This is a genomic window from Asprobacillus argus (assembly GCF_032248395.1).
GTDB classification, from domain to species: domain Bacteria; phylum Bacteroidota; class Bacteroidia; order Flavobacteriales; family Flavobacteriaceae; genus Polaribacter; species Polaribacter argus.
On sequence record NZ_JAVTTO010000005.1, the window covers coordinates 35,394 to 58,900 of the forward strand.

Here is a 23,507-nt window from a genome sequence, read left to right on the forward strand (position 1 = left end):
GGCTATCCCATCTTTTTCAAGATATCTCCATATTCTTTTGCTTTATCTTCCATTTCTAAGATCTCATATAGACTTTTCAAAATCTTTACTGTGTCTACTGTTCTTCTATATTGATCTCCTTTCTCCAGGTAAGGTAATGCTTCTTTATAAATTAATTTCTTCTTAGCTTCTAACTCATCATACTTATCAAAATCAGTCAACCCTTCCATTTGTTTGTTGATCGCTTCTTCTTTTGATACGATTAATCTATATACACTAATATAAGCATCGCCATAATCAGGCTTTAACTCAATTGCTTTTTTGAAATATTTGATTGCTTCTTCTTCTTTTCCTTTCTTATCGCTATTGATAATTCCAAGGTTATAAAATAAAATTGGATTGTTAGGATCTAACTTGACAGCTTTTTCCATCATCTCTCCAAACTTATCCATCTTATTTAACTTGATATAAAAATCAGCTTCTGTAAGCAGTAAGCTTAAATCATTAGGATTCTGAGCTCTTACTTCCTGAATCATTTTAATAGCTTCATCTGTTTTACCAGTTCTATTTAATAAAAGCGCAATATTCTTAATAATATCTCCTCTTTTAGACCCGCTAACTTCATCTCTAGGCTCTTTAAATTGACCTAATCTTACCATGTTATCTCTTTGCGTTTTACTTCCTAAATTTCTTTCAACACCAGTCTCTTTTTCCTTTGCATAGTAAATAGTTCTAATACCAGTATAGTTTAAGTCTTTTAATTGCATATACCTTTTAAGAGATCCTTCATAGTCTTGAGCGTTATACGCACTAAGTGCTGAGTTTTGTAGTGCTGCTGTATCACGCTTATCCAATGTGTATGCTAATAAAAAGTCTTTCGCGGCATTTACATAGTCTTTGTCTTTTGTAAATAAATTTACCGCTCTATTACGCACATTGTCAATCATTTTATCAACTATGGGCTGCGCAGTAGCTACATATTTCTTACGACCTGATTTTTTTTCAGTTTCTTTTAAATTATCGAAAGCCGTTGCTGCATCTTCATACTTTTGTGTAGCATTAAAAGTCTGAACCTGCAAGTAATAGAATTTAGCTTTCATTTTTGCATCCATATTAGACACCAAACCTTCAGCAGTTTTTAACGCTGTAGCAGCTGTCTTATAATCTAACTTCTTAATAGCCCTTTCTGCCGTCTTAATCTCATTCTTTTGCGCAAAAAGACCTGTTGTTAATAGACCTACAAAAAGCGCTAATACTTGTTTTCTCATTTTGTTATTTCTTAGATTGTAATGTTTATTCTTGATTTTCATTTGTACCATTTTCAATTTCCGTGCCATCATTTTCTTCACCTTCATCGGAATCTTCTTCATGCATTACTTTTGCTACAGCAGCGATACTGTCGTCTTCTTTTATGTTGATCAGTTTTACACCTTGAGTAGCTCTACCCATAACACGTAAATCTTCAACAGCCATTCTGATCGTAATTCCTGATTTATTGATGATCATCAGATCATTACTATCGTCTACATTTTTTATGGCCACTAAATTACCTGTTTTTTCTGAGATATTCAATGTTTTAACACCTTTACCTCCTCTATTGGTAATTCTATAATCTTCTAAGTTAGATCGTTTACCATATCCTTTTTCGGATACCACTAAGATATTACTCTCCATATCATTCACTGCAACCATTCCAATAACTTCGTCATTTTCATGCCCCAATGTAATTCCTCTAACTCCAGAAGCTGTTCTACCCATAGGCCTTGTTTTTGCTTCTTCGAATCGAATTGCTTTTCCAGATTTTAAGGCCAACATTACTTGACTATCGCCTGTAGTAAGTTTTGCTTCTAAAAGCTCATCATCTTCTCTAATGGTAATGGCATTAATACCATTAGTTCTAGGTCTAGAATATTGCTCTAAAGATGTCTTTTTTACTTGACCTCGTTTGGTCGCCATAATCACATAATGGTTATTTACATACTCTTCATCTTTAAGATCCTGAGTTACCAAAAACGCTTTTACCTTATCATCTTGTTCTATATTAATAAGATTCTGGATTGCTCTTCCTTTTGATGTTTTTCCACCTTCTGGAATTTCAAAAACTCGCATCCAAAACACCTTTCCTTTTTGTGTAAAGAACAACATGTATTGATGGTTCGTTCCTATAAATAAATGCTCTAAGAAATCTTCATTTCTAGTTGCCACTCCTTTCTGTCCGCGACCACCTCTATTTTGCACCTTGTATTCATCAAGATTTGTGCGCTTTAAGTAACCTGCATTTGAAATAGTTACTACTACTTTAGAGTCTGGAATCATATCTTCAATTCTCATATCTCCTCCCGCATATTCTATAGTAGAACGACGCTCATCACCATACTTTTCTCCTATATGAATTAGTTCATCTTTAATGATTTGATAGCGCCTAGGTTCATTCGATAAAATGTCTTTTAAATCTGCAATTGTTTTAACAATTTCATCATATTCTGCTCTTAACTTATCTTGCTCTAAACCAGTTAAGTTACGCAACCTCATTTCTACTATTGCTTTAGCTTGAATTTCTGTCAATTCAAATCGCGTCATTAAGCTTTCTCTAGCCTCATCTGCATTCTTTGAAGCTCTGATCAATTTGATCACTTCATCAATATTATCAGATGCAATAATTAGTCCTTCTAAAATGTGCGCTCTAGCTTCAGCTTTCTTCAGTTCAAACTCAGTTCTTCTAACAACAACTTCATGTCTATGATCTACAAAATGGTGGATCATTTGTTTTAAATTCAACTGCTCAGGCCTTCCCTTTACCAGCGCAATATTATTCACACTAAAAGATGTTTGTAAAGCGGTATACTTATATAGTTTATTTAAAACAATATTAGGGATTGCATCACGCTTTAAAACATATACTATACGCATTCCATTTCTATCAGATTCATCTCTAATATTTGCAATGCCCACTAATTTTTTATCATTAACCAACTCAGCAGTTTTCTTAATCATATCTGCCTTGTTCACTTGATAAGGAATCTCAGTAACAATAATACACTCTCTACCTTTAACTTCTTCGATAGTAGCCTTAGCTCTCATAACAATTCTACCTCTTCCGGTATGAAATGCATCTCTCACTCCATCATATCCATAAATGATACCACCTGTAGGAAAATCTGGAGCTTTTACATGCTGCATCAATTCATCTATCTCAATATCTCTATTATCAATATACGCGATGGTCCCATTAATTACTTCGGTAAGATTGTGCGGTGCCATATTAGTTGCCATACCTACGGCAATACCAGAAGCTCCGTTCACCAATAAATTGGGAATTCTTGTAGGAAGTACAGTTGGTTCTTTTAAAGTATCATCAAAGTTTAATTGGTGATCTACAGTATCCTTATCAATATCTGACAACATTTCTTCAGATATCTTTTGCATTCTTACCTCTGTATAACGCATTGCAGCTGGACTATCTCCGTCTACAGAACCAAAGTTTCCTTGTCCATCTACCATCATATATCGCACACTCCAATCTTGGGCCATACGTACCATGGAATCGTAAACAGATGTATCTCCATGCGGGTGATACTTACCTAATACCTCTCCAACAATCCTTGCTGACTTTTTATACGATCCAGTAGCTTTAATTCCTAATTCATGCATACCATACAATACCCTCCTGTGAACAGGTTTTAAACCATCTCTTACATCAGGTAATGCTCTTGATACAATTACAGACATAGAATAATCTATGTACGCAGATTTCATCTGTTCCTCGATGTTAATCGGAATCAACTTTTCGCCTTCAGCCATATGTTTTTCTTGTTAATTTTTTACTAAATTTTTAATAACAAGGCAAGATACTATAATTCCTATTTTTCACCAAGATTTTACAAGCCCATTTCCTTAGAGTTATCAACATTTCTTGATAAATTTTTAACACTTTTTAGATACCTGATTTTCAAGTAGTTTTAGCGCTATTTTTTGGGGTCAAAATGGCAGGTTTTACCGCTTGGCATTCTTTTTGTAATTTTTTAGTGAAAAAAGGACTAAATTTACAAATAGATAAAAGAAAATATGGACGATAATTTTTCACCAAAAGTAAGAGATGTCATTACATTTAGTAAAGAAGAGGCCCTGCGTTTAGGGCATGACTTTATCGGAACGGAGCATCTATTATTAGGTTTGATAAGAAAAGGAGAAGGAAAAGCTATTGATATATTAGATACTTTTGAATTAGATCTTGAACTCATTCGAAAGAAATTAGAGCAATTAAACCCTGCTTTACCATCTATTGATAGAGAGAGTCAAAAAAAGAGCCTTCATTTAACTAGACAAGCAGAAAAGGCGTTAAAAACGACGTTTTTAGAAGCTAAGCTATATCAAAGTGACGCTATAGACACTGCACACTTGCTTTTATGCATCCTTAGAAACGAGAATGATCCTACCACAAAATTGCTTAATAAGTATGATGTAGATTACGATCAATCTAAAGCCTTATATAAAGAATTGCATGTAGAACAAGACGACTTACCCATAAATCCGATTGCTGAGACACCTTCTGATGACGAATTTGCATCTTCAGAAAAAAGCAATCCATATGAGCAACCTCAAAAAGGGAAAGCTTCTAAGAAATCTAAAACACCAGTTTTAGACAATTTTGGTAGAGATTTGACAGCTTTGGCAGAAGCTGACAAATTAGACCCTGTTGTTGGTAGGCAAAAAGAAATAGAAAGAGTCTCGCAAATATTAAGCAGAAGAAAGAAAAACAATCCAATGCTTATTGGAGAACCTGGTGTAGGTAAATCTGCTATTGCGGAAGGTCTAGCCATTAGAATTGTAAATAGAAAGGTTTCAAGGATTTTGTTCGACAAAAGAATTGTGTCTCTAGATCTTGCCAGCTTAGTTGCAGGAACTAAATACAGAGGTCAGTTTGAAGAACGGATGAAAGCGCTAATGAATGAATTAGAAAAGAATGAAGATATTATCTTGTTTATTGACGAAATTCATACCATTGTTGGTGCTGGAGGAGCTACTGGATCTTTGGATGCCTCAAACATGTTAAAACCCGCTTTGGCAAGAGGAGAAATTCAATGTATTGGAGCTACTACTTTAGATGAGTATAGAACAAACATTGAGAAAGATGGAGCTCTTGAGCGTCGTTTTCAAAAGGTGATTGTAGACCCTACAAGTGTTGAAGAAACTATTCAGATACTACACAATATTAAGACTAAATATGAAGCACATCATCATGTCGATTTTACAGATGATGCTATTGAGGCTTGTGTGAAGTTGACAAATCGTTATATGACGGATCGATACTTACCAGATAAAGCTATTGATGCTTTGGATGAAGCAGGTTCAAGGATTCATATTACAAATATTGTAGTACCCAAACAGGTATTAGAACTGGAAACTCAGTTAGAAGTCATAAGAGAACGAAAGACAAGTGCAGTCAATGGTCAGAAGTATGAAGAGGCTGCTAAATTGAGAGATGATGAGAAAAATTTGGAAGCAGCTTTAGAGTCGGCACAAAGACAATGGGAAGATGATTCTAAGTTAAACAGAGAGATCGTAACCGAAGATAACGTGGCAGAGGTAGTTTCTATGATGACTGGAATTCCAGTAAATAGAGTTGCAGAAGCGGAAAGTCATAGACTTAGTGAATTACCTAGCATGATTAAAGGCAAGGTGATCGGTCAGAATGAAGCGGTTACCAAAGTAGTAAAAGCCATACAACGAAATAGAGTTGGATTAAAAGATCCGAATAAACCAATTGGTTCATTTATCTTCTTAGGTCAAACTGGAGTTGGTAAAACGCAATTGGCTAAAGTACTTGCTAGAGAATTATTCGATTCTGATGATTCATTGATCAGAATTGATATGAGTGAGTATATGGAGAAATTTGCTATTTCAAGGTTAATCGGAGCACCTCCAGGATATGTAGGTTACGAAGAAGGTGGACAACTTACTGAGAAAGTTCGAAGAAAACCGTATTCCGTGATATTATTGGATGAGATTGAAAAAGCACATCCAGATGTATTTAACATGTTGTTGCAAATATTGGATGACGGATACATTACAGATAGTTTAGGTAGAAAGATCGATTTTAGAAATACGATCATTATCATGACCTCTAACATTGGTGCACGACAGTTGAAAGACTTTGGCGGCGGTGTTGGTTTTGGTACAGCAGCGAAAAGCGCTCAGGCAGATGAACATGCAAAAAGTGTTGTCGAAAATGCCTTAAAGAAATCTTTCGCTCCTGAATTCTTGAACAGAATTGACGATGTTATTGTATTTAATGCTTTAGAGAGAGAAGATATTCATTCTATTATCGATATTGAGCTAGATAAATTACTAAAAAGAATCGCTGATTTAGGCTATACATTAAACCTAAGCGAGAAAGCTAAAGATTATATAGCAGACAAAGGCTTTGACAAAAAGTATGGCGCTAGACCTTTAAAAAGAGCCATTCAAAAATATATTGAAGATGCCTTAGCAGAGGAAATTGTGAGTTCAAAACTAGCGGAAGGAGATACTATAAAAATGGATCTCGATGCTAAGAAAAATGAGTTGACAATTAAGATAAAGAAGGGCAAGAAGACACCTGAACCTCAAGACAAATCTTCTTCCGATGAATAAAACAAACCCCGAGTGAAAACTTGGGGTTTTATTTTATAAATACCATGACCATAGAAAAACGTTTACAACAGTTTTACATAGACAACAACCTTCCTAACAATGGTGGAGTCGACAAAAACACATTCAGATTGAAGGTATTTGGTATTAATTGGAAATTTCCGAATCCTCAATTCAGAAAAGATATTGTTCACATCCATGACATACAACACATTTTAAACGATTGTGATACTTCCTGGAAAGGAGAAACTTATATTTCAGGATGGGAACTCTCAACTGGTATGTGGAAACATTTCCCCGTCTGTCTCTTTAGTTTTTGGGCTGCTGGTTATGGTGTATGGATGTACCCTAAAGCATTATTTACAGGGTATAAGAAGGGAGTAAATGATATCGGTATTATTGATATAAAATTGAATAAATCGGATTTTATGAAAATGACATTGGATCAATTGAAAGATCTTGTTTCTAAAAAAGAAAAAACCACTTTTGGAATGGTGCAATGGCTTCAATTTCTTTTCTGGTTGCTTATAAGTGAAATTCTTTTTCTCACCCCTTTTGTGATCGGTATAATACTCATTATATCTTTAATCAAATAGGTACTAAATGAAGAAGATTGTACTATCTCTTTAGATTATTATCAAAACAATGGCGAAATGGCAATTTTTAAATTTATGAATTCACTATAAGTGAATCAACAAGCTTTTGAAGCTCTATTATTCATCAATTTATAGTAATTTCGCTTGCATTAATTGAATTGATTATCCATTATGAAAAAAATCACCTTTCTTTTTATAGCATTTGTAGCAATTTCATTTACAAAAACACCTGTGCAAGAAGGTGCTATTTTAAATTTACTTTGCTCTGGTAAATGGGTTATTGAGTACGCCATGATTGGCGATGTTAAAAGAGAGTTTTCTGAAGAGCGAAGTAAAAGCACCTGGCTCGTTTTTTACAAAGATGGTACGAACGATGCGATGAGCCCTGAAGGACTTCATAAAGGCACCTGGAAATATGATGCAGAAAAAAAAGAAATTACGTTTACAGAAAACAGCAAGTTTACCAAAGGTAAGGATCAGGTAACGGTTCAAAAGATTAAACAACTTGACAAAAATAAATTGGTTTTAGAAACCTCAGCAAGGAATCAAGTGTTCGCTATTCATTTTAAAAAAGAATAGTTTCTTAGAACAATTCTCCACTATCAATTTCTAGAGAAGCGATAAAACTAGATGCATTCATAATATCGTCATGTAATACTCTATCCTCTCCTACTAAAGATACCTCATCTCTAAAAGCCACAAGCAAAGATTCAATAAAAGGTGAACTTTTTGCCTTTCCAAAAGATAAAGCTTGAGAAGCTGTAAATAATTCAATCGCTAAAATGGTTTGAATATTATCTACCACTTTTTTTGCTTTGGTAGCTCCATTTGCGCCCATACTCACATGATCTTCCTGACCATCGCTAGACTCAATTGAATCTACACTAGATGGTGTGGCGTATTGTTTATTTTGACTAACAATACTTGCCGCCGTATACTGAGGAATCATAAATCCTGAGTTTAGGCCAGGATTGGACACTAAGAATGGTGGTAAATGCCTATGACCGGATACGAGTTGATAAATTCTACGTTCAGAAATATTTCCTAATTCTGACATGGCGATAGCCAAATAATCTAACGCTAACGCTAACGGTTGTCCATGGAAATTTCCTCCAGACACGATCATATCTTCATCTACAAAAACATTAGGGTTATCAGTAACCGAATTGATCTCTGTCAAGAACGTTTTTGTGGCAAAGCGAATCGTATCTTTGGTAGCCCCATGAACCTGAGGCATGCACCTAAATGAGTATGGATCTTGTACATGTTGTTTTTCTTGTGCTATCAAAGTACTATCTTCCAAAAACTCACAAATCCTTTCCGCTGTTTTAATCTGACCTTTATGTGGTCTTACTAGATGAATCAATTCGTTAAAAGGTTCTATTCTACCATCAAAGGCTTCCAAAGAAATAGTTCCTATCAGGTCTGCTAAATAAGATAACTTAAGACACTTTAGAAGGTTATGAACTCCATAAGCGCTCATAAACTGTGTTCCATTTAACAGTGCCAAGCCTTCTTTGGATTGCAAATTTATTTTAGACCAGCCGAAACGTTCTAATACTTCTTGTCCAGATATTTTTTCCCCATCAATATATGCTTCACCCATTCCTATCAGCGGCAATGCTAAATGTGCTAAAGGTGAAAGATCTCCTGAAGCGCCTAAAGACCCTTGCGTATACACCACAGGGTAAATTTCATGATTGTAAAAATCTATTAATCTATTTACGGTTTCCAATTGCACTCCAGAATGTCCATAACTAACCGATTGTATTTTTAGAAGCAACATCAGTTTGACCACTTCTTGTGGTACTTCTTCTCCAGTTCCACATGCATGACTCATTACAAGATTCTCTTGTAGCTTTTGCAAATTCTCTCCCTTTATCTTCACATTATACAAAGCGCCAAAGCCAGTATTGATTCCGTAAATAGGTGCTGAATCTTCATCCATTTTATCATCAAGATACTTTCTGCACTTGATAATTTTATCACTAGCAGACATAGATAGTTCTAGTTTACTTTCTGAATAAAGAATATGATAAATAGTCTGTAGATCTAAAGGAGTACTACTAATGGAATGCGTAACTGTCATATTGATTTGATTGCTGGTATAAAAGTCTACATTCAATCATAATTATGCAACTAATTTTAACAATATTTCTTTGGAATTAGTTTTATCTTTACAATCTACAAATTATAAGAGAACATATGAAAAAATTAAGTTTCCTAGTATTAACATTAGTATTACTAGCTTCTTGTAAGCCAGAGCATCCATCGGATTATATGTCCTTTTCTGGAAAAATAGAAAATAACAAAGATTCCGTACTTTATATAAATGGAGGCAATTACAGAAAAACAATTACCATTAACGAAGATGGCACTTTTAAAGATACTTTAGTTATCAAAAGGAAAGGGAATCATGGGATTATCTTAGGCAAGAAAAGATCTTTTGTTTTTTTGGATAATGGTTTTGACCTAGCGTTACATGTGGACAGCGATTCTTTTAACAGAGAAATGAAATATGAAGGTAAAGGGTCTGCTACCAGTAATTTTGTAAGTGCACAGTATTCATTCTCTAAAAGTTTTGGAGAGCCGTTTGAGTATTTCGGCTTAGAAAAAGATGCATATTATGCCAGATTAGATAGTATTGAAAAAGGAGTTGCGCGCATTGCAAAGGAACATAGCGATGCGGACACACTTGTTTTAAATCAGGCAAAAAAGTTCAATACACAGTTCTTAAGTAACATGAGAAATGAGAAGATCTATGAAGTACAGCGTAAAAAATTCTTAGAAGTAAAAGTTTTAAGAGATCGTATGGCTAAAGGACAACCTTCTCCTGAGTTTAATGACTATCTTAACTATAAAGGTGGTAAAAACAATCTCTCTGACTATAAAGGTACATATGTGTATATAGATCTTTGGGCGACTTGGTGTAAACCTTGTATTGCGCAGTTCCCTGCACAAAAGCAACTTGAAAAAGATTATCATGGTAAAAACATAACCTTCTTAGGGATCGCTACAGACGATGAAAGAACAGCAAGATCTTGGGACAAAGCAAAAAAACTTTGGAGAGATGCTGTTAAAAAGTACGACCTTGGTGGAGTGCAGCTTTTTGCTGTCGATAAAGAGTTTGCCGTTGGTTTTTCTGTCAGTACTATTCCGAGATATATTCTTTTAGACCCGGAAGGTGTTATTGTAGATAATAATGCCCCTAGACCATCGGACCCAAAACTTCGAAAACTTTTTACCGAACTAGGTATTTAATAAAATAAAAAAAGCGAGATGAAAATCTCGCTTTTTTTTATGACATTCTGTTTTAATTAGTCTTTATATACACCCATCTCCGCATACTTGTCCATTCTTTGGCTTACTAAGTCTTTGGCCGATAGATCTTTTAATTCTTCAAAAGCTTCCGTAATAGTGTTTTGTACTAGCCTATAAGCTTCTTCTCTATTTGAATGTGCTCCACCTACTGGTTCTTTAATAATGCCATCAATAAGTTTCAACTTTTTCATATCGTCTCCTGTCAACTTTAATGCTTCCGCCGCTTGCTCTTTAAATTCCCAACTGCGCCATAAAATAGAAGAGCAAGATTCTGGAGAAATTACGGTATACCAAGTATTCTCCATCATAAAGACCTTATCTCCTACTCCAATTCCTAAAGCTCCTCCAGATGCACCTTCACCAATTACAACCGTAATAATCGGAGTTTTCAATTTGGTCATTTCAAAGATGTTTCTCGCAATAGCTTCTCCTTGACCTCTTTCTTCTGCCTCTAAACCAGGGTATGCTCCAGGAGTATCCAATAAGGTAACCACAGGAATCCCGAATTTTTCAGCCATTTTCATCAATCTTAATGCTTTACGATACCCTTCTGGGTTAGCCATTCCAAAATTTCGGTATTGTCTCGTTTTTGTATTGTATCCTTTCTGCTGACCAATAAACATGTAAGACTGATCACCAATCTTTCCAAGCCCCCCAATCATTGCCTTGTCATCTTTTACACTTCTATCTCCATGAAGCTCCATAAAAGTATCTCCACAAATTGCCTTAATATAATCTAATGTATAAGGTCTATTTGGGTGACGAGAAAGTTGAACTCTCTGCCAAGGCGTTAAATTTTTGTATATTTCTTTTTTTGCTTTTTCTAATTTCTTCTCAATTTTTTTACAAGTAGCAGTAACATCTATATCACTGTCTTTACCAATATCATAACACTTTTCAAGTTGTTCTTCTAAATCCTTAATTGGTAATTCAAAGTCTAAATACTCCATAGTTTACTTATTAGATTTTGTAAAATAGTATCGATTTCTATTGTTTGTTTGTAAATACAAACTTACTATAATTTTTGTATCGGTGCGCAAATTTTTATTTTTAAAAATCTGCCACCTTTTTAATCTTATTTTTAATTTTTCCAGCGTTTTTGATCACTCCGTTTAAAAGTACTACTCCAAGTACAATCACCGCCCCAAGATAAAATCCCGAGTTCATTTCTTCTTTCTCTCCAAAAACAATAAGCGCCAAAATGATTGCATATACAGGCTCTAGGTTGATGGTTAGCATAATTGTATAAGGGGTTAAATGCTTCATTAATTTTACTGAAGCTATAAAGGCATAAGCGGTACAGAAACTACTTAAGACAAACAACCATAACCAATCCATCGCAGGAAGCTGAAAAAACTCAATTGTAAATTTCCCTTGAACTCCTAAAAACACAGTCACAAATAATACTCCAAACAATAGTTGGTAAAAAGAAATTACATTGGCATCATGCTTTTTTACATATAGCCCGTTTAAAACTGAAAATAATGCTGATAGTAAAGAAGAAATCAATGCATATATGATTCCCCAAGTATATTGAGTTTCAAAATTAAAAATAATATAGAGTCCAAAAACAACAATACAACCCAGTAGTATCTCTACCGGTTTTATTCTTCTTTTGAAAAAAAAAGGTTCTATAAAAGAAGTAAAAAAAGCTCCTGTGCTCATCGTTACCAAGGCTACCGAAACGTTTGACACTTTTATTGCTTTAAAAAATGTAATCCAATGCAATGCGATTACTATTCCTAAAAAAACAAACTTTAGTATTGCTTTTTTATCGAGAGAAAATGTTTTCTTTTTCCACACAAAGTAAATGGCTATAAAGAAAACTGCCAAGAGCATTCTATACCAAACTAATGCAATGGCTTCAATAGAGATTAACTTACCCAATATAGCGGTAAACCCCCATATAAAAACAATAAAATGAAGATGAAGATAATGATGTAGTTTACTTCCTTGCCTTGACATAAAAATAGAGTGCTAAACAACCAAAAACAATATTAGGGAACCACACATATAACAAAGAATTTACTCCCGCTACAGCCCCTAATACTTCTGAAACTTTTAAGAAGAACACATAAATGAACATAATTCCAATTCCCAATGCAAGATTTACTCCTACACCTCCTCTTCGTTTTTTAAAGGTCAAGGCAACAGCAATAATAGTCAGTATATAAGAAGATACTGGCAAACTTGTTCTTTTATGTAGCTCAACCAGATAGGTATTTAGATTTTTAACTCCTCTTTTTCTTGAGATGTCTATAAACTCCATAAGCTCGTCCGTGGGCATTTCCTGAGACAAGGTCGATTTGAACATTAAATCTTTAGGTGTAAATGTAAAGGTAGTGTCTAAGACAATTCCAGAAGAGATGCTATCCATTTTTGGAAAGATCTTTCTTATTTTATAATTTGTTAAATCAAATATACTATCCTTTTCTCTCCATTTAATATTATCTGCAGTAAGTTTATATTTAAGCTCAGTACCATCATAATACTCTAAGGAAAAATACGTCCCGGAAGAAAATCTAAAATTGTAGCTTTTCAGGTATATATATGAAGTATCACTTAATTGAAGGCTAAAATCGTGGATTGAATTCTCTCCAAATTTCGCCTTTCGAATATAGGTTTTCTCAAACTTGTTTCGAACTTTACTACTATTTGGAACCACATAGTGATTCATAGCCAAAGCAAAAATAGTTACCAGTGTAGCACCTATAAAATAGGGATACAAAAATCTAGTAAAGGAGATTTTAGCATTGGTCATTGCCACTACCTCTGTATTATTAGAGAGTTTTGTTGTAAATAAAATAACGGCAATAAACAGCGCCAATGGCATAAAAGTATTTGCATAGTAAATGATAAAATTCTTGTAATAATCATTTATTATAGCCAAAGCCGTAAGCGTGTCATCTCTTAAAAATTTATCAATTTTTTCAGAAATATCGATTGCAACTGCTATAGGAATCAAGATCAGTAGGGTAAACAAAAATGTTACCAAGTATCTTTTTAATATGTACCAATCTAGTATTCTCAAGATTACAGTCGTTTATTCATTTGATGCACCATTTTATTCTTCCAATCTAAGAAATCTCCAGCAATTATATGCTTTCTAGCTTCTCTAGTCAGCCATAAATAAAATCCAAGGTTATGAATAGATGCAATTTGTTTTCCTAGCATTTCTTTCGATGCGAATAAATGTCTTAGATAGGCTTTAGAATACTGAGTATCTACATCGGTAATTCCCATGGGGTCAATTGGCGAGAAATCATTCTCCCATTTTTTATTTTTGATATTGATGGTACCATGTGCGGTAAATAACATTCCATTTCTAGCATTTCTTGTTGGCATTACACAGTCGAACATATCAACACCTAATGCAATATTCTCTAAAATATTGATCGGAGTTCCTACACCCATTAAATAGCGCGGTTTGTCTTCTGGCAAAATGCTGCATACAACATCTGTCATTTCATACATTTCTTCTGCAGGTTCTCCTACAGACAATCCGCCAATAGCATTTCCTTCAGCTTCTACAGAAGCAATAAATTCAGCCGACTGCTTTCTTAAGTCTTTATAAGTACTTCCCTGAACAATTGGAAAAAACGTTTGATTATAGTCGTACTTTAAAGGTGTTTTTTCTAAATGATTGATACATCTTTTCAACCATCGGTGGGTCATATGCATCGAGTTTCTAGCATAATTATATTCACACGGATAAGGAGTGCACTCATCAAAGGCCATAATAATATCAGCTCCAATAGTACGCTGAATTTCCATAACATTTTCTGGAGTAAAAAAGTGGGTTGAGCCATCTATATGGCTTTTAAATTTTACTCCCTCTTCCTTAATCTTTCTTCTTCCTGATAAAGAATATACCTGATATCCACCAGAATCGGTTAAGATATTTCGGTCCCAGTTCATGAACTTATGCAAGCCTCCAGCTTGTTCCAAAATGTCTGTTTTTGGGCGTAAGTATAAGTGGTAGGTGTTTCCCAAAATAATATCGGGGTTGATCTGTTCTTTTAATTCGGATTGATGTACGCCCTTTACAGTAGCAACGGTACCTACAGGCATAAATATAGGAGTCTCTATAACGCCATGGTCTGTAGTAATTGTAGCCGCTCTGGCTTTGGACTGAATATCTTTAGATTCTAATTGAAATTTCATTGCCTGCAAATATACATAAATAGGATATGGAGAAAGACTAAAACATTCTTAAGATTTACCTTCGGTGTCTTCTTCTATTTTTACCGTAATTTGAACCACCTCTAGCACTCTTTTTTTTATCTATCGACGCTTCTTCTGTTTTTGAAGATGTACTGATCATTTGATTGATCTCATTCATTTCTTTTTCTGACAACTCTCGCCATTCACCTGGTTTTAATGACCCAAGTTTCACATTCATGATCCGCGTTCTTTTCAATTTTTTAACTTCATAACCCAGATATTCGCACATTCTACGAATCTGCCTGTTTAATCCCTGAGTTAGAATTATGGTAAAGGTATTCGCATCAATCTTGGTCACTTTACACTTCTTTGTAACAGTACCAAGTATTGGAATTCCATTCCCCATTTTATGTACAAAAACAGCATCGATCTGTTTATCTACTGTAACAATGTATTCCTTCTGATGATTATTTCCTGCTCTTAAAATCTTATTGACAATATCACCGTCATTGGTTAAAAAGATCAATCCCTCAGAAGGTTTGTCCAATCGGCCTATAGGAAATAATCTTTGCGGGTGATTCACATGCCGCACAATATTTTTCCGCTCTTTAGAATCGGTGGTAGATACAATTCCAACGGGCTTATTCAAGGCAATATATAATGTCTTAGGTTTTGATTTTAAACGCTTTCCCTGTAATCGAACCTCATCTCCTTCAAATACTCTATTTCCTAATTGAGCAACTTCACCGTTGATCGTTACCTCTCCAGCCACGATGAACTTCTCAGCTTCTCGTCGGGAACAAATTCCAGTTGAACTGATATATTTATTTAAATTGATTGACTCGTTATTGCTATTCAAAACAGTAGATATTTTTGCAAAGAAACATAAAGTTTAAAGGACAATAGTTCTAAATGTCAAATTAATTCTGGGGGTATGCACTTTTTTTGTGGGAGGAAGTCTGTGCAACCAATTCTTCTGCGTAGTACCTTTCATCAACAACAAACTCCCCTCTTCCAAAATGATATCCACTTTATCCTTGGTATTTTTATGTTTGAATGAGAACTTGCGGGTTGCTCCTAAGGTCAAAGATCCTATAGTTCCATTATTCTCGAGTGATTTTTCTCCATCACTATGCCATGCCATTCCTTCTTCTCCAGTATGATATAAATTCAGTAAACAAGAATTATATGTTGCTCCAGATATCTCCTCAACGATTTTTTTTAATTCCAACAGTTCCTTGGTCCATATATGAGCTTGTTTTACGACACCTGAGTATTTGTAACTGTACTCCTCATCTCCGAACCAAGCTACTTTCCTCTTAGTAGTATAGTGCTTGCCAAAAACAATGGCCTGATCATGTTCCCATGGAATTTCGTTAAAAAGATTTTGATAATAGGAAGCACATTGCTCTTTATTTAAAACAAGACCATGATAGACAACTTCCCCTTCATAGGGTAAAATATTCTGTACGATATCTGGATTAAATAGATCCATTACTCTTTAGATGATTTGACGTTGCTCTTTCCTTTTACAATGTAAAAATAGGATCTTCGATTTTTTTGATGCTCCTGTTCAGAACATGTACCTGAATTAGCATCATTACAATGATTCAGTAATTGATCTTCTCCAAAGCCTTTGGCACTTTGGATTCTATTTGCAGCGATTCCTCTAGAAATAATATAATCCCTAGTAGACTTCGCTCTTTTATCGGACAATATTCTATTATAGTCACTACCGCCTCTTGAATCTGTATGAGATTCTATTCTGATCACCATTTCTGGATACTCATTCATAACGGTGACAATCTTTTCTAGCTCATATTCTGCATCTTCTCGAACATCCCATTTATCAAAGTCAAAATATATAGGATTGATCACGATCTGATCATCAATAATTAATGGAGTTAAAAATAACTTTGAATCAATGATCCATCCACGAACATCTTCGGTCTTTACCGTAGTTTTATCAGAAACAAAACCTTTCTTATCTCCTGTCAGTGTGTACAAGTTTTCACAATCCACATTGTTAAAACGATAACGTCCTTCCGTATCTGTAAGCACAGTAGCTAAAACTTCGCCCTTCGAGCTGATTAATTTCACCAATGTCTCAGGTAGTACCGTTTTATCTTTACTATTATAGGCAACACCTGTTATTGACTCTTCACACTTCTTTACGTCGAAGCGATAGATATCATCGTCTCCTCTCCCACCTTCTCTATTGGACGAGAAATATCCATAATTTTCTCTAGTAAAAAAGGCAAAATCATCTTTAGAACTATTGAAAGGAGCTCCTATATTTATTGGTTCTTCATAATTATCAGTGTCGATTTTTGATTTAAAAATATCTAGCAACCCTAATCCTAAATGTCCATCCGAAGCAAAGAATAATTGGTCGTTATCAGAAACAAATGGAAACATCTCTCTACCTTCCGTATTAATCTTTGGTCCTAAATTCTTTGGAGTTCCAAATCTTCCTCTTGGCAATATCTTGACTTTATAAATATCTGTCTGACCATATCCTCCCGGTTTATCTGAAACAAAATACAATTCAGATTCATCTGCGCTTAGCGCAGGATGGCCCGTGGAATAGTCATCATTATTAAAAGACAATGCCCTTGGCGGTGTCCAAATTCCATTTTTCAATCTGGATCTATAGATCTTTAAATGGGTAGTCCTCTTATTGTCCGTTTTTAGTTTTTTTCCATCAAAATTATCTCTGGTAAAGTACATCGTCTTCCCATCCTTTGTAAGTATTGCATTAGCGTCATGGTATTTGCTATTAACCCTAGATACCAAACGTACATCTCTTGTTCCTTTCAACACATAAATATTGAGCATGGGTTGTTTATTCCAGTCGTACAAGGTTTTTTCCTTGGCTACGCTAGAAGCTCGTGTCGAAGAAAAATACATGCGCTTATCACTTTGGAACCCTCCAAAATCAGAATACTGTGTATTAATTATCAAGTTCTTCACCTCAATATCTTTGTTTACATCAGTAAATGTCTTTACATAATCTTTATGTTGCTGTAGCTTCTTTCCTCTGGAATCGCTTTCTTTCTTTTTTTCAAACTTTAACAACCAATCATCTGCCTCGCTGTATTTTTTATTCGCTTTTAAACTTTGAGAATATCTGTAGTAATATTCTGCCTCTATGTCGTAATGCTCGTACAAATCGAATAATTGTTTATACCAATATTCAGACTTATCTGTCTTCACATTAAAATAATAGCAATCTCCTAATCTACTTAACACTATTTTAGACGTATCTCCTTTTGCGGCAATTCGTTCGTATAACTCTGCAGCTTTAACATAGGCGAATTCGTTAAAATATCGATTCGCGGTCGATCTACTCTGCGCCAAAGAGCTCAGCGTAAATAACAAGCATATATATGTGCATATTCTCTTCATGTTAAAAGAATCTAGGCGATTTTAATTTTGGTTGCTTAAAGATATTATATCTTAGCAACGCTTCGTGTGTTCCAGAATTATAATTTTGAAAATTAGAGGTTGTTAAGTCATAGCTATACCCAACAAATAATCTTTCATTTACTTGAAGTCCTGCTAAAGCACTTATGGCATCATTCCATCTGTATGCCATGCCAAGCGTAAATCGCTCCATCCACAAAAAATTTGCAGATAGATCCATAGAGATCGGTGCTCCCGAAACGATTTTTGATAAAATGGCAGGTTTAAATTTAATCGAATTGGTAAGATCAAACACATATCCGGCAATTATAAAATAGTGTAATTTTTCTTCAGCTACGGATTCTGCCAGATCGCTATAATGATCCGTTTTTAAAAAGTTCGGTACAGAAATCCCAGCGTACCAATTAGACTCAAAATAGTAAATCCCTACTCCTAATGAGGGTAAAAATCTGTTGTTTATATTTTCATTAAACACGGCATCGGGTTGTTGAAATCTTCCTTTAGACCAATCCAAGTTTAGCATTCTACCTCCCACTCTAAAACCCAATGCCAGGTTTCCTTTCGTACTTGTTCGAATCCGATAAGCTAAATTTCCCTCTATTATTGTTTCTTGCGAAGGTCCCAAAATATCGTTAATAACGTTAATCCCTAAACCTAAACCCGTTGTTCCTAGTGGTGTTTGAAAGCTCAACGTTTGCGTTTCAGGAGCTCCTGAAAAACCTACCCACTGCGTTCTTGCCAATGCCACAAAAGAAGTATGATCTTTCGCACTGGCATAACCTGGGTTTATAGCCATGGTATTGTACATATACTGCGTGTACTGCGGATCTTGTTGCCCTTTAACAGTGCCAGATAGCAAGCACATACACCATAGCCAAAATATGTACGTCTTTGTTTTCAATATACAGTTTCAATTGAACCTGTAATTTAGGGTTTGTATTTTTAATTATACGAGATTGCACCAAAAAATTATTCGTACGTTGTAAGCTCATATCCTTTATCTGTAAACTTAAAAAATGATTTGAACGGCCTCCATTTAGACCATTCCGGATAATCATGTATCCATTGAAAAATGAGTTTATCTTCCCCTTTGGACATCACGCGAATTTTTCCTTTCGTAACATTTTGGTGTTCGTCAAAGGATACTGAAAAGTCAACAATCTGGCCATTCTTAGCGGTTGCATAATTGGGCAACGGTGGATTAAAGGTAAAAGTTAAGGTATGATCAAAACTACTATGTTTATAGGTTTTTATTTGATCGTTGTTATCCACTTCAAATCGAATAAAGTTTTGACGTCCCAATTTTTCACTTACATACACATTTCCTTGCTTTTTAAAATGCCTATTCCAGTTACTTGATAAGCTCTTATCAGATACAGTGAATACGTTTTTTCCATATACCTTGACAGCGCTGTACACGTCTTTATTATACCAGCTCTTTTTTCCTTTCTCCTCCTTGTATGCATAATCTTTGCCATTAAACAAAACTTTATCTTTAGTTGTACTTACTGTCTTTGTTCTTAAATGGTATAGTAGTATATAACCTACACTGTGAATACTCGGGGTTAGTCCTTTTTTATGACGCTTTAATGCAGCGCTTTCATCAAAGTTTACAGTCCACTCAATAATTTCATCATCTTTATCCCTGAACTTGATATACAAGCCTTGTGGTTTTCCTTTTTTCCCTTTCTTTTTATAAACAATATCCCGATAGAATGAGTTTGCTCTTGACCGCTTCATTGCAATTGAATCATTCAAATAATAGTATTGTAATTTACGTCCACTTTTTTCTGATAAAAAAACGCGTACTAATTTGTATTCTGGGTTTGCAGGGTTATCATACGTAGTAACTTCGATCATCTCGTACTTTGGATGATTATCTAACCATGTTGCCCAATAGTGATCCCAATAATTCCAAAAATTAGTATTGATAGGAATGGTTGGGTATTTTCTCGTATCGATCGGACTATTTTTTTCTTGTGCTCCTAATAGTTGAATAGACAATAACAATATTGTAGTTGTTAAAATGCATATAAGTCTTACCATAATAGATTGTTTTATTTATAACAATAGTATAATGAAGGACAGCATGTTACAAGGATTTGAAAGGTCTTTCGCCCGACTTTCTCCCGACATGGTAGAAAATAAAAAAACCACTCAAGTAAAACTTGGTGGTTTTTGTTTTCAAGCTTTGCGCTTGTTTGCGGAGAAAGAAGGTTTAACTACGTTGATCCCTTCTTACCATAAGGTCAAAATGAAAAATCAACAAAAACAATGTTTTTACATGTATAAAAATTAAAAGGTCGCTAAGAAGTAAAACTTCAGCGACCTTTATTAATTTTTGAATGATTTTTCATTCTCTGAGCGGAGAAAGAGGGATTCGAACCCCCGGACCTGTTACAGTCAACAGTTTTCAAGACTGCCGCATTCGACCACTCTGCCATTTCTCCGGTCGGCTTTCGGTTTCCCGTTAGCGGATGCAAATATAGAAAGCTTTTTTGTTTTCTGAAAACATTTTCTTCTTTTTTAAAGTATCCTTTTTATAAGATCTTTTCTATGAAATAGATACATTTGTATACTCACAATCTGCTCATGTTAGATTACATTCTTTTAGTGCTTATTGGTTTTATAGCAGGAGCTATAAATATACTGGCAGGAGGTGGCTCGCTACTGACATTACCAATGCTTATTTTTATGGGACTCCCACCTACTGTAGCTAACGGAACGAATAGAATTGCGATTATTGTTCAAAACATATTTGCTGTTAAAGGCTTTCAAAGTAAAGGCGTTTCTTCCTTTCCTTTTAGTATCTACCTGGCTGGTTCCGCAGCGGCCGGAGCGGTTATTGGCGCATTAGCCGGCGTAAACATTAAAGGAGAAATATTTAATAAGATCTTAGGAGTGATCATGGTACTCGTTGTTGGGTATATGGTATTTGCTCGAAAAAAATCAGCAAAAGATCTTTTAGAACGTATCACTGGAAAACATTTTTGGTGGGGAGTCATCGCTTTCTTTTTTGTAGGATTATATGGCGGTTTTATTCAAGCAGGTGTTGGATTTATCATGCTACTTTTCTTATCAAGCATTAACCATTTCACCCTGGTAAAGAGTAATGCCATCAAAGTGTTTGTCGCACTCGTTTTTAATTGTATTGCCATTCTTATTTTCGCCTATCATGATCAGGTGTTTTGGAAATACGGTTTTATTCTATCCCTTGGAAATGCATCTGGCGCATGGTTAGCGAGTAGATGGTCCGTAAATAAAGGAGATGGTATCATTAAGAAATTCTTGATTGTTATGGTACTAGTCATGGCCATCAAGCTATGGTTTCCTGATTTTTATAGTATCTTAGCAACTCAATTTTTAGAACTTTTTTAATGGCTTTTAATTCTTTTGGAAATTTATTAAAATTAACCACATTTGGTGAATCTCACGGTATCGCTATCGGTGGAATTATTGATGGGTTTCCTGCTGGTGTAACGATTGATTTAGGCGCTGTTCAAAAAGAATTAGACAGAAGAAAGCCTGGGCAATCCAAGATCGTTACACAACGAAAAGAACCCGATACGGTTGAATTTCTTTCCGGAATATTTGATGGAAAAACAACGGGTACTTCTATTGGTTTTATGATCAAGAATACCAATCAAAAGTCTAAAGATTACTCGCACAATACCAATACATATAGACCTTCTCATGCGGACTATACCTATGATCAAAAATATGGTTTAAGAGACTATAGAGGTGGCGGAAGAAGTTCGGCAAGGGAAACAGCGAATTGGGTCGTTGCAGGAGCTTTGGCTAAACAGTTGATTGCTCATATCAATATCAATGCATTTACCTCATCTGTAGAGGATATTTTTATGGAAAAGCCCTATCAAGATATTGATTTTTCCAATACAGAAAGTAACGATGTTCGTTGTCCTGATCCTGAAACAGCGGAGCGCATGATTGCAAAGATCAAAGAAATTAGAAAAGCTGGTGATACTATCGGAGGAACCATCACCTGTGTAGCACAAAACGTACCTGTTGGACTGGGCGAACCTATTTTTCATAAACTTCATGCTGAGTTGGGAAAAGCCATGCTATCTATCAATGCAGTAAAGGGTTTTGAGTTCGGTAGTGGATTTTGTGGAGCTAAAATGAAAGGTAGTGAACATAATGACCTCTTTAATAAAGATGGTTCTACACAAACAAATCTATCAGGTGGAGTTCAAGGAGGTATTAGTAATGGCATGGATATTTACTTTAGAGTGGCCTTTAAACCTGTAGCCACCATCATGCAAGATCAATCTACCATCGACTCTGATGGAGAAGAAACAACCATATCAGGAAAAGGGCGTCACGATCCTTGTGTCGTACCCAGAGCTGTGCCTATTGTAGAGGCTTTGACCGCTTTGGTATTAGCAGATTTTTATTTGTTGAATAAGACTAGAAAGAGTTAGGCTTTTACATCACTTGTTTTTAAAATAATTAAGTCTTCTATCGGGCTTTTTACATTTTTGATAGTTGAGTCTGCTACTTTAACATACACTAAAGTGGTATTGATATTTTTATGCCCTAATAATTTTTGTATAATCCTAATATCCGTACCATTTTCTAATAAATGAGTTGCAAAACTATGCCGTAGTGTATGTACTGTGACATGTTTTCTGATTTCACAATTTACAACTGCCTTTTTTAGGATTTTCCTAATACTGCTATCGCTATATTTTTTATAACCAACGCCTTCGAAAAGAAAAACCTTTGGTCTGTACTTTATAAAATACTTTCTCAATAGTAGCAGTAAATTATTGGGTAACATGATCACTCTATCTTTCTTTCCTTTACTATTTTTTATGGTTACCAACATCCTGTCACTGTCGATATCTACGATACATAAATTAATAAGCTCGCTAATTCTTAACCCTAAACCATAAATTGTAGCAATTATAGTTTTATGCTTACAATTTTCTGTGGAGGTGATAATATCATACATTTCTTTTTTCGATAAAATTGAAGGCAAATGTTCTGATTTTCTGGTTGGGTATATTATTGAAAAATCTATACTACGTTTAAAAATTTCCTTGTAAAATAATTTTAAGGCTCCTATTAGTTGTTTTTGTGAAGAAACACTATAGTTCTTCTTTTTAATACTATTTACAGAAGATAAAATAATATCCTTATCTGAAAGTTTTTCGAGTATTTCTATGGTATACTCATGTTCTTTTGTAAAAGTATTTAGCGAACTCATATAGCTTTCTATAGTATTTTGGCTATATCTTTTGATCTCTAAAATAGTTTTAAAATCTAAAAGGTGTGACATAACTTCTTTTTCATAGGTTATTTCAAATCTATTAAAAAGTTCTGAATAACCTCTTTATTCCATTGGTTATTGGTCATAAAAATGTTAAG

At 34.8% G+C, this 23,507-nt stretch carries 19 protein-coding genes and 1 tRNA gene; 6 read left to right on the plus strand and 14 right to left on the minus strand.

The window, feature by feature from the left end:
- Positions 1–2: 2 nt before the first annotated feature.
- Together RQM59_RS12775 and gyrA are read right to left on the minus strand one after the other, a co-directional pair.
- A complete protein-coding gene (locus RQM59_RS12775; RefSeq protein WP_349242514.1) occupies positions 3–1,247 on the minus strand; it encodes a tetratricopeptide repeat protein in 1,245 nt (414 codons plus the stop codon).
- A gap of 25 nt (positions 1,248–1,272) precedes the next feature.
- Complete coding sequence (gene gyrA / locus RQM59_RS12780; protein WP_349242515.1) at positions 1,273–3,780, minus strand: DNA gyrase subunit A; 2,508 nt, start codon at positions 3,778–3,780, stop codon at positions 1,273–1,275.
- A gap of 264 nt (positions 3,781–4,044) precedes the next feature.
- Here gyrA and RQM59_RS12785 point away from each other — a divergent pair, with 264 nt between their 5' ends.
- From RQM59_RS12785 to RQM59_RS12795, 3 genes are all read left to right on the plus strand, one after another.
- Positions 4,045–6,612: an ATP-dependent Clp protease ATP-binding subunit gene (locus RQM59_RS12785; RefSeq protein ID WP_349242516.1), complete on the plus strand. Its 2,568-nt coding sequence runs from the start codon at positions 4,045–4,047 to the stop codon at positions 6,610–6,612.
- A gap of 44 nt (positions 6,613–6,656) precedes the next feature.
- Positions 6,657–7,205 (plus strand): hypothetical protein, encoded by a 549-nt coding sequence (locus tag RQM59_RS12790; RefSeq protein ID WP_349242517.1) that lies wholly within the window; start codon positions 6,657–6,659, stop codon positions 7,203–7,205.
- A 171-nt stretch (positions 7,206–7,376) separates the two neighbouring features.
- A complete protein-coding gene (locus RQM59_RS12795; protein ID WP_349242518.1) occupies positions 7,377–7,784 on the plus strand; it encodes a hypothetical protein in 408 nt (135 codons plus the stop codon).
- A gap of 4 nt (positions 7,785–7,788) precedes the next feature.
- On the opposite strand, the gene hutH is transcribed toward RQM59_RS12795, so the two are convergent.
- Positions 7,789–9,294, minus strand: a complete 1,506-nt coding sequence (gene hutH, locus RQM59_RS12800; RefSeq protein WP_349242519.1) for a histidine ammonia-lyase — start codon at positions 9,292–9,294, stop codon at positions 7,789–7,791.
- 116 nt (positions 9,295–9,410) lie between these two features.
- Here hutH and RQM59_RS12805 point away from each other — a divergent pair, with 116 nt between their 5' ends.
- Complete coding sequence (locus RQM59_RS12805; RefSeq protein WP_349242520.1) at positions 9,411–10,466, plus strand: TlpA family protein disulfide reductase; 1,056 nt, start codon at positions 9,411–9,413, stop codon at positions 10,464–10,466.
- Positions 10,467–10,522: 56 nt separating this feature from the next.
- Here RQM59_RS12805 and RQM59_RS12810 read toward each other — a convergent pair whose 3' ends face one another.
- The 10 genes from RQM59_RS12810 to RQM59_RS12855 form a co-directional block, all read right to left on the minus strand.
- Positions 10,523–11,476: an acetyl-CoA carboxylase carboxyltransferase subunit alpha gene (locus RQM59_RS12810; RefSeq protein WP_349242521.1), complete on the minus strand. Its 954-nt coding sequence runs from the start codon at positions 11,474–11,476 to the stop codon at positions 10,523–10,525.
- Positions 11,477–11,576: 100 nt separating this feature from the next.
- Positions 11,577–12,491: a DMT family transporter gene (locus RQM59_RS12815; protein WP_349242522.1), complete on the minus strand. Its 915-nt coding sequence runs from the start codon at positions 12,489–12,491 to the stop codon at positions 11,577–11,579.
- The gene (locus tag RQM59_RS12820; protein ID WP_349242523.1) at positions 12,472–13,557 is read right to left on the minus strand and encodes an LptF/LptG family permease; all 1,086 of its coding nucleotides are present in this window, start codon (positions 13,555–13,557) and stop codon (positions 12,472–12,474) included. Before RQM59_RS12820 ends, RQM59_RS12815 begins: the two co-directional genes overlap by 20 nt.
- 2 nt (positions 13,558–13,559) lie before the next feature.
- Entirely contained in the window at positions 13,560–14,690 is a 1,131-nt protein-coding gene (gene tgt, locus RQM59_RS12825; protein ID WP_349242524.1) for a tRNA guanosine(34) transglycosylase Tgt, read from the minus strand.
- Positions 14,691–14,745: 55 nt separating this feature from the next.
- Entirely contained in the window at positions 14,746–15,549 is an 804-nt protein-coding gene (gene rluF / locus RQM59_RS12830) for a 23S rRNA pseudouridine(2604) synthase RluF (RefSeq protein ID WP_349242525.1), read from the minus strand.
- A 33-nt stretch (positions 15,550–15,582) separates the two neighbouring features.
- Positions 15,583–16,185, minus strand: a complete 603-nt coding sequence (locus RQM59_RS12835; protein WP_349242526.1) for an alpha-ketoglutarate-dependent dioxygenase AlkB family protein — start codon at positions 16,183–16,185, stop codon at positions 15,583–15,585.
- Positions 16,185–18,098 (minus strand): OmpA family protein, encoded by a 1,914-nt coding sequence (locus tag RQM59_RS12840; protein ID WP_349242527.1) that lies wholly within the window; start codon positions 18,096–18,098, stop codon positions 16,185–16,187. Before RQM59_RS12840 ends, RQM59_RS12835 begins: the two co-directional genes overlap by 1 nt.
- Before the next feature lies 1 nt (position 18,099).
- Complete coding sequence (locus RQM59_RS12845; protein ID WP_349242528.1) at positions 18,100–19,017, minus strand: PorP/SprF family type IX secretion system membrane protein; 918 nt, start codon at positions 19,015–19,017, stop codon at positions 18,100–18,102.
- A 68-nt stretch (positions 19,018–19,085) separates the two neighbouring features.
- On the minus strand, positions 19,086–20,162 hold the full coding sequence (locus tag RQM59_RS12850) for a hypothetical protein (RefSeq protein ID WP_349242529.1): 1,077 nt from the start codon (positions 20,160–20,162) through the stop codon (positions 19,086–19,088).
- Between the two features lie 319 nt (positions 20,163–20,481).
- A tRNA-Ser gene (locus RQM59_RS12855) sits at positions 20,482–20,566 on the minus strand.
- A 142-nt stretch (positions 20,567–20,708) separates the two neighbouring features.
- Here RQM59_RS12855 and RQM59_RS12860 point away from each other — a divergent pair.
- Positions 20,709–21,494 carry a sulfite exporter TauE/SafE family protein gene (locus RQM59_RS12860; protein WP_349242530.1) on the plus strand — a complete coding sequence of 262 codons (786 nt, stop codon included), beginning with the start codon at positions 20,709–20,711 and terminating at the stop codon, positions 21,492–21,494.
- Positions 21,494–22,558, plus strand: coding sequence for a chorismate synthase (gene aroC / locus RQM59_RS12865; protein WP_349242531.1), 1,065 nt, complete (start codon positions 21,494–21,496; stop codon positions 22,556–22,558). The genes RQM59_RS12860 and aroC overlap by 1 nt, the downstream gene beginning before the upstream one ends.
- Here the strand turns inward: aroC and RQM59_RS12870 are convergent.
- Positions 22,555–23,418 carry a tyrosine-type recombinase/integrase gene (locus RQM59_RS12870; protein WP_349242532.1) on the minus strand — a complete coding sequence of 288 codons (864 nt, stop codon included), beginning with the start codon at positions 23,416–23,418 and terminating at the stop codon, positions 22,555–22,557. The two genes, aroC and RQM59_RS12870, sit on opposite strands and share 4 nt — an antisense overlap.
- Positions 23,419–23,507 lie beyond the last annotated feature (89 nt).

Coding starts and splice junctions, on each gene's coding strand:
- tgt (WP_349242524.1), bottom strand. CDS start 14,690: ATGAAATTTCAATTAGAATCTAAAGATATTCAGTCCAAAGCCAGAGCG.
- hutH (WP_349242519.1), bottom strand. CDS start 9,294: ATGACAGTTACGCATTCCATTAGTAGTACTCCTTTAGATCTACAGACT.
- gyrA (WP_349242515.1), bottom strand. CDS start 3,780: ATGGCTGAAGGCGAAAAGTTGATTCCGATTAACATCGAGGAACAGATG.
- RQM59_RS12860 (WP_349242530.1), top strand. CDS start 20,709: ATGTTAGATTACATTCTTTTAGTGCTTATTGGTTTTATAGCAGGAGCT.
- RQM59_RS12790 (WP_349242517.1), top strand. CDS start 6,657: ATGACCATAGAAAAACGTTTACAACAGTTTTACATAGACAACAACCTT.
- RQM59_RS12815 (WP_349242522.1), bottom strand. CDS start 12,491: ATGTCAAGGCAAGGAAGTAAACTACATCATTATCTTCATCTTCATTTT.
- RQM59_RS12785 (WP_349242516.1), top strand. CDS start 4,045: ATGGACGATAATTTTTCACCAAAAGTAAGAGATGTCATTACATTTAGT.
- RQM59_RS12810 (WP_349242521.1), bottom strand. CDS start 11,476: ATGGAGTATTTAGACTTTGAATTACCAATTAAGGATTTAGAAGAACAA.
- RQM59_RS12835 (WP_349242526.1), bottom strand. CDS start 16,185: ATGGATCTATTTAATCCAGATATCGTACAGAATATTTTACCCTATGAA.
- RQM59_RS12795 (WP_349242518.1), top strand. CDS start 7,377: ATGAAAAAAATCACCTTTCTTTTTATAGCATTTGTAGCAATTTCATTT.
- aroC (WP_349242531.1), top strand. CDS start 21,494: ATGGCTTTTAATTCTTTTGGAAATTTATTAAAATTAACCACATTTGGT.
- RQM59_RS12775 (WP_349242514.1), bottom strand. CDS start 1,247: ATGAGAAAACAAGTATTAGCGCTTTTTGTAGGTCTATTAACAACAGGT.
- RQM59_RS12840 (WP_349242527.1), bottom strand. CDS start 18,098: ATGAAGAGAATATGCACATATATATGCTTGTTATTTACGCTGAGCTCT.
- RQM59_RS12850 (WP_349242529.1), bottom strand. CDS start 20,162: ATGGTAAGACTTATATGCATTTTAACAACTACAATATTGTTATTGTCT.
- RQM59_RS12870 (WP_349242532.1), bottom strand. CDS start 23,418: ATGTCACACCTTTTAGATTTTAAAACTATTTTAGAGATCAAAAGATAT.
- RQM59_RS12805 (WP_349242520.1), top strand. CDS start 9,411: ATGAAAAAATTAAGTTTCCTAGTATTAACATTAGTATTACTAGCTTCT.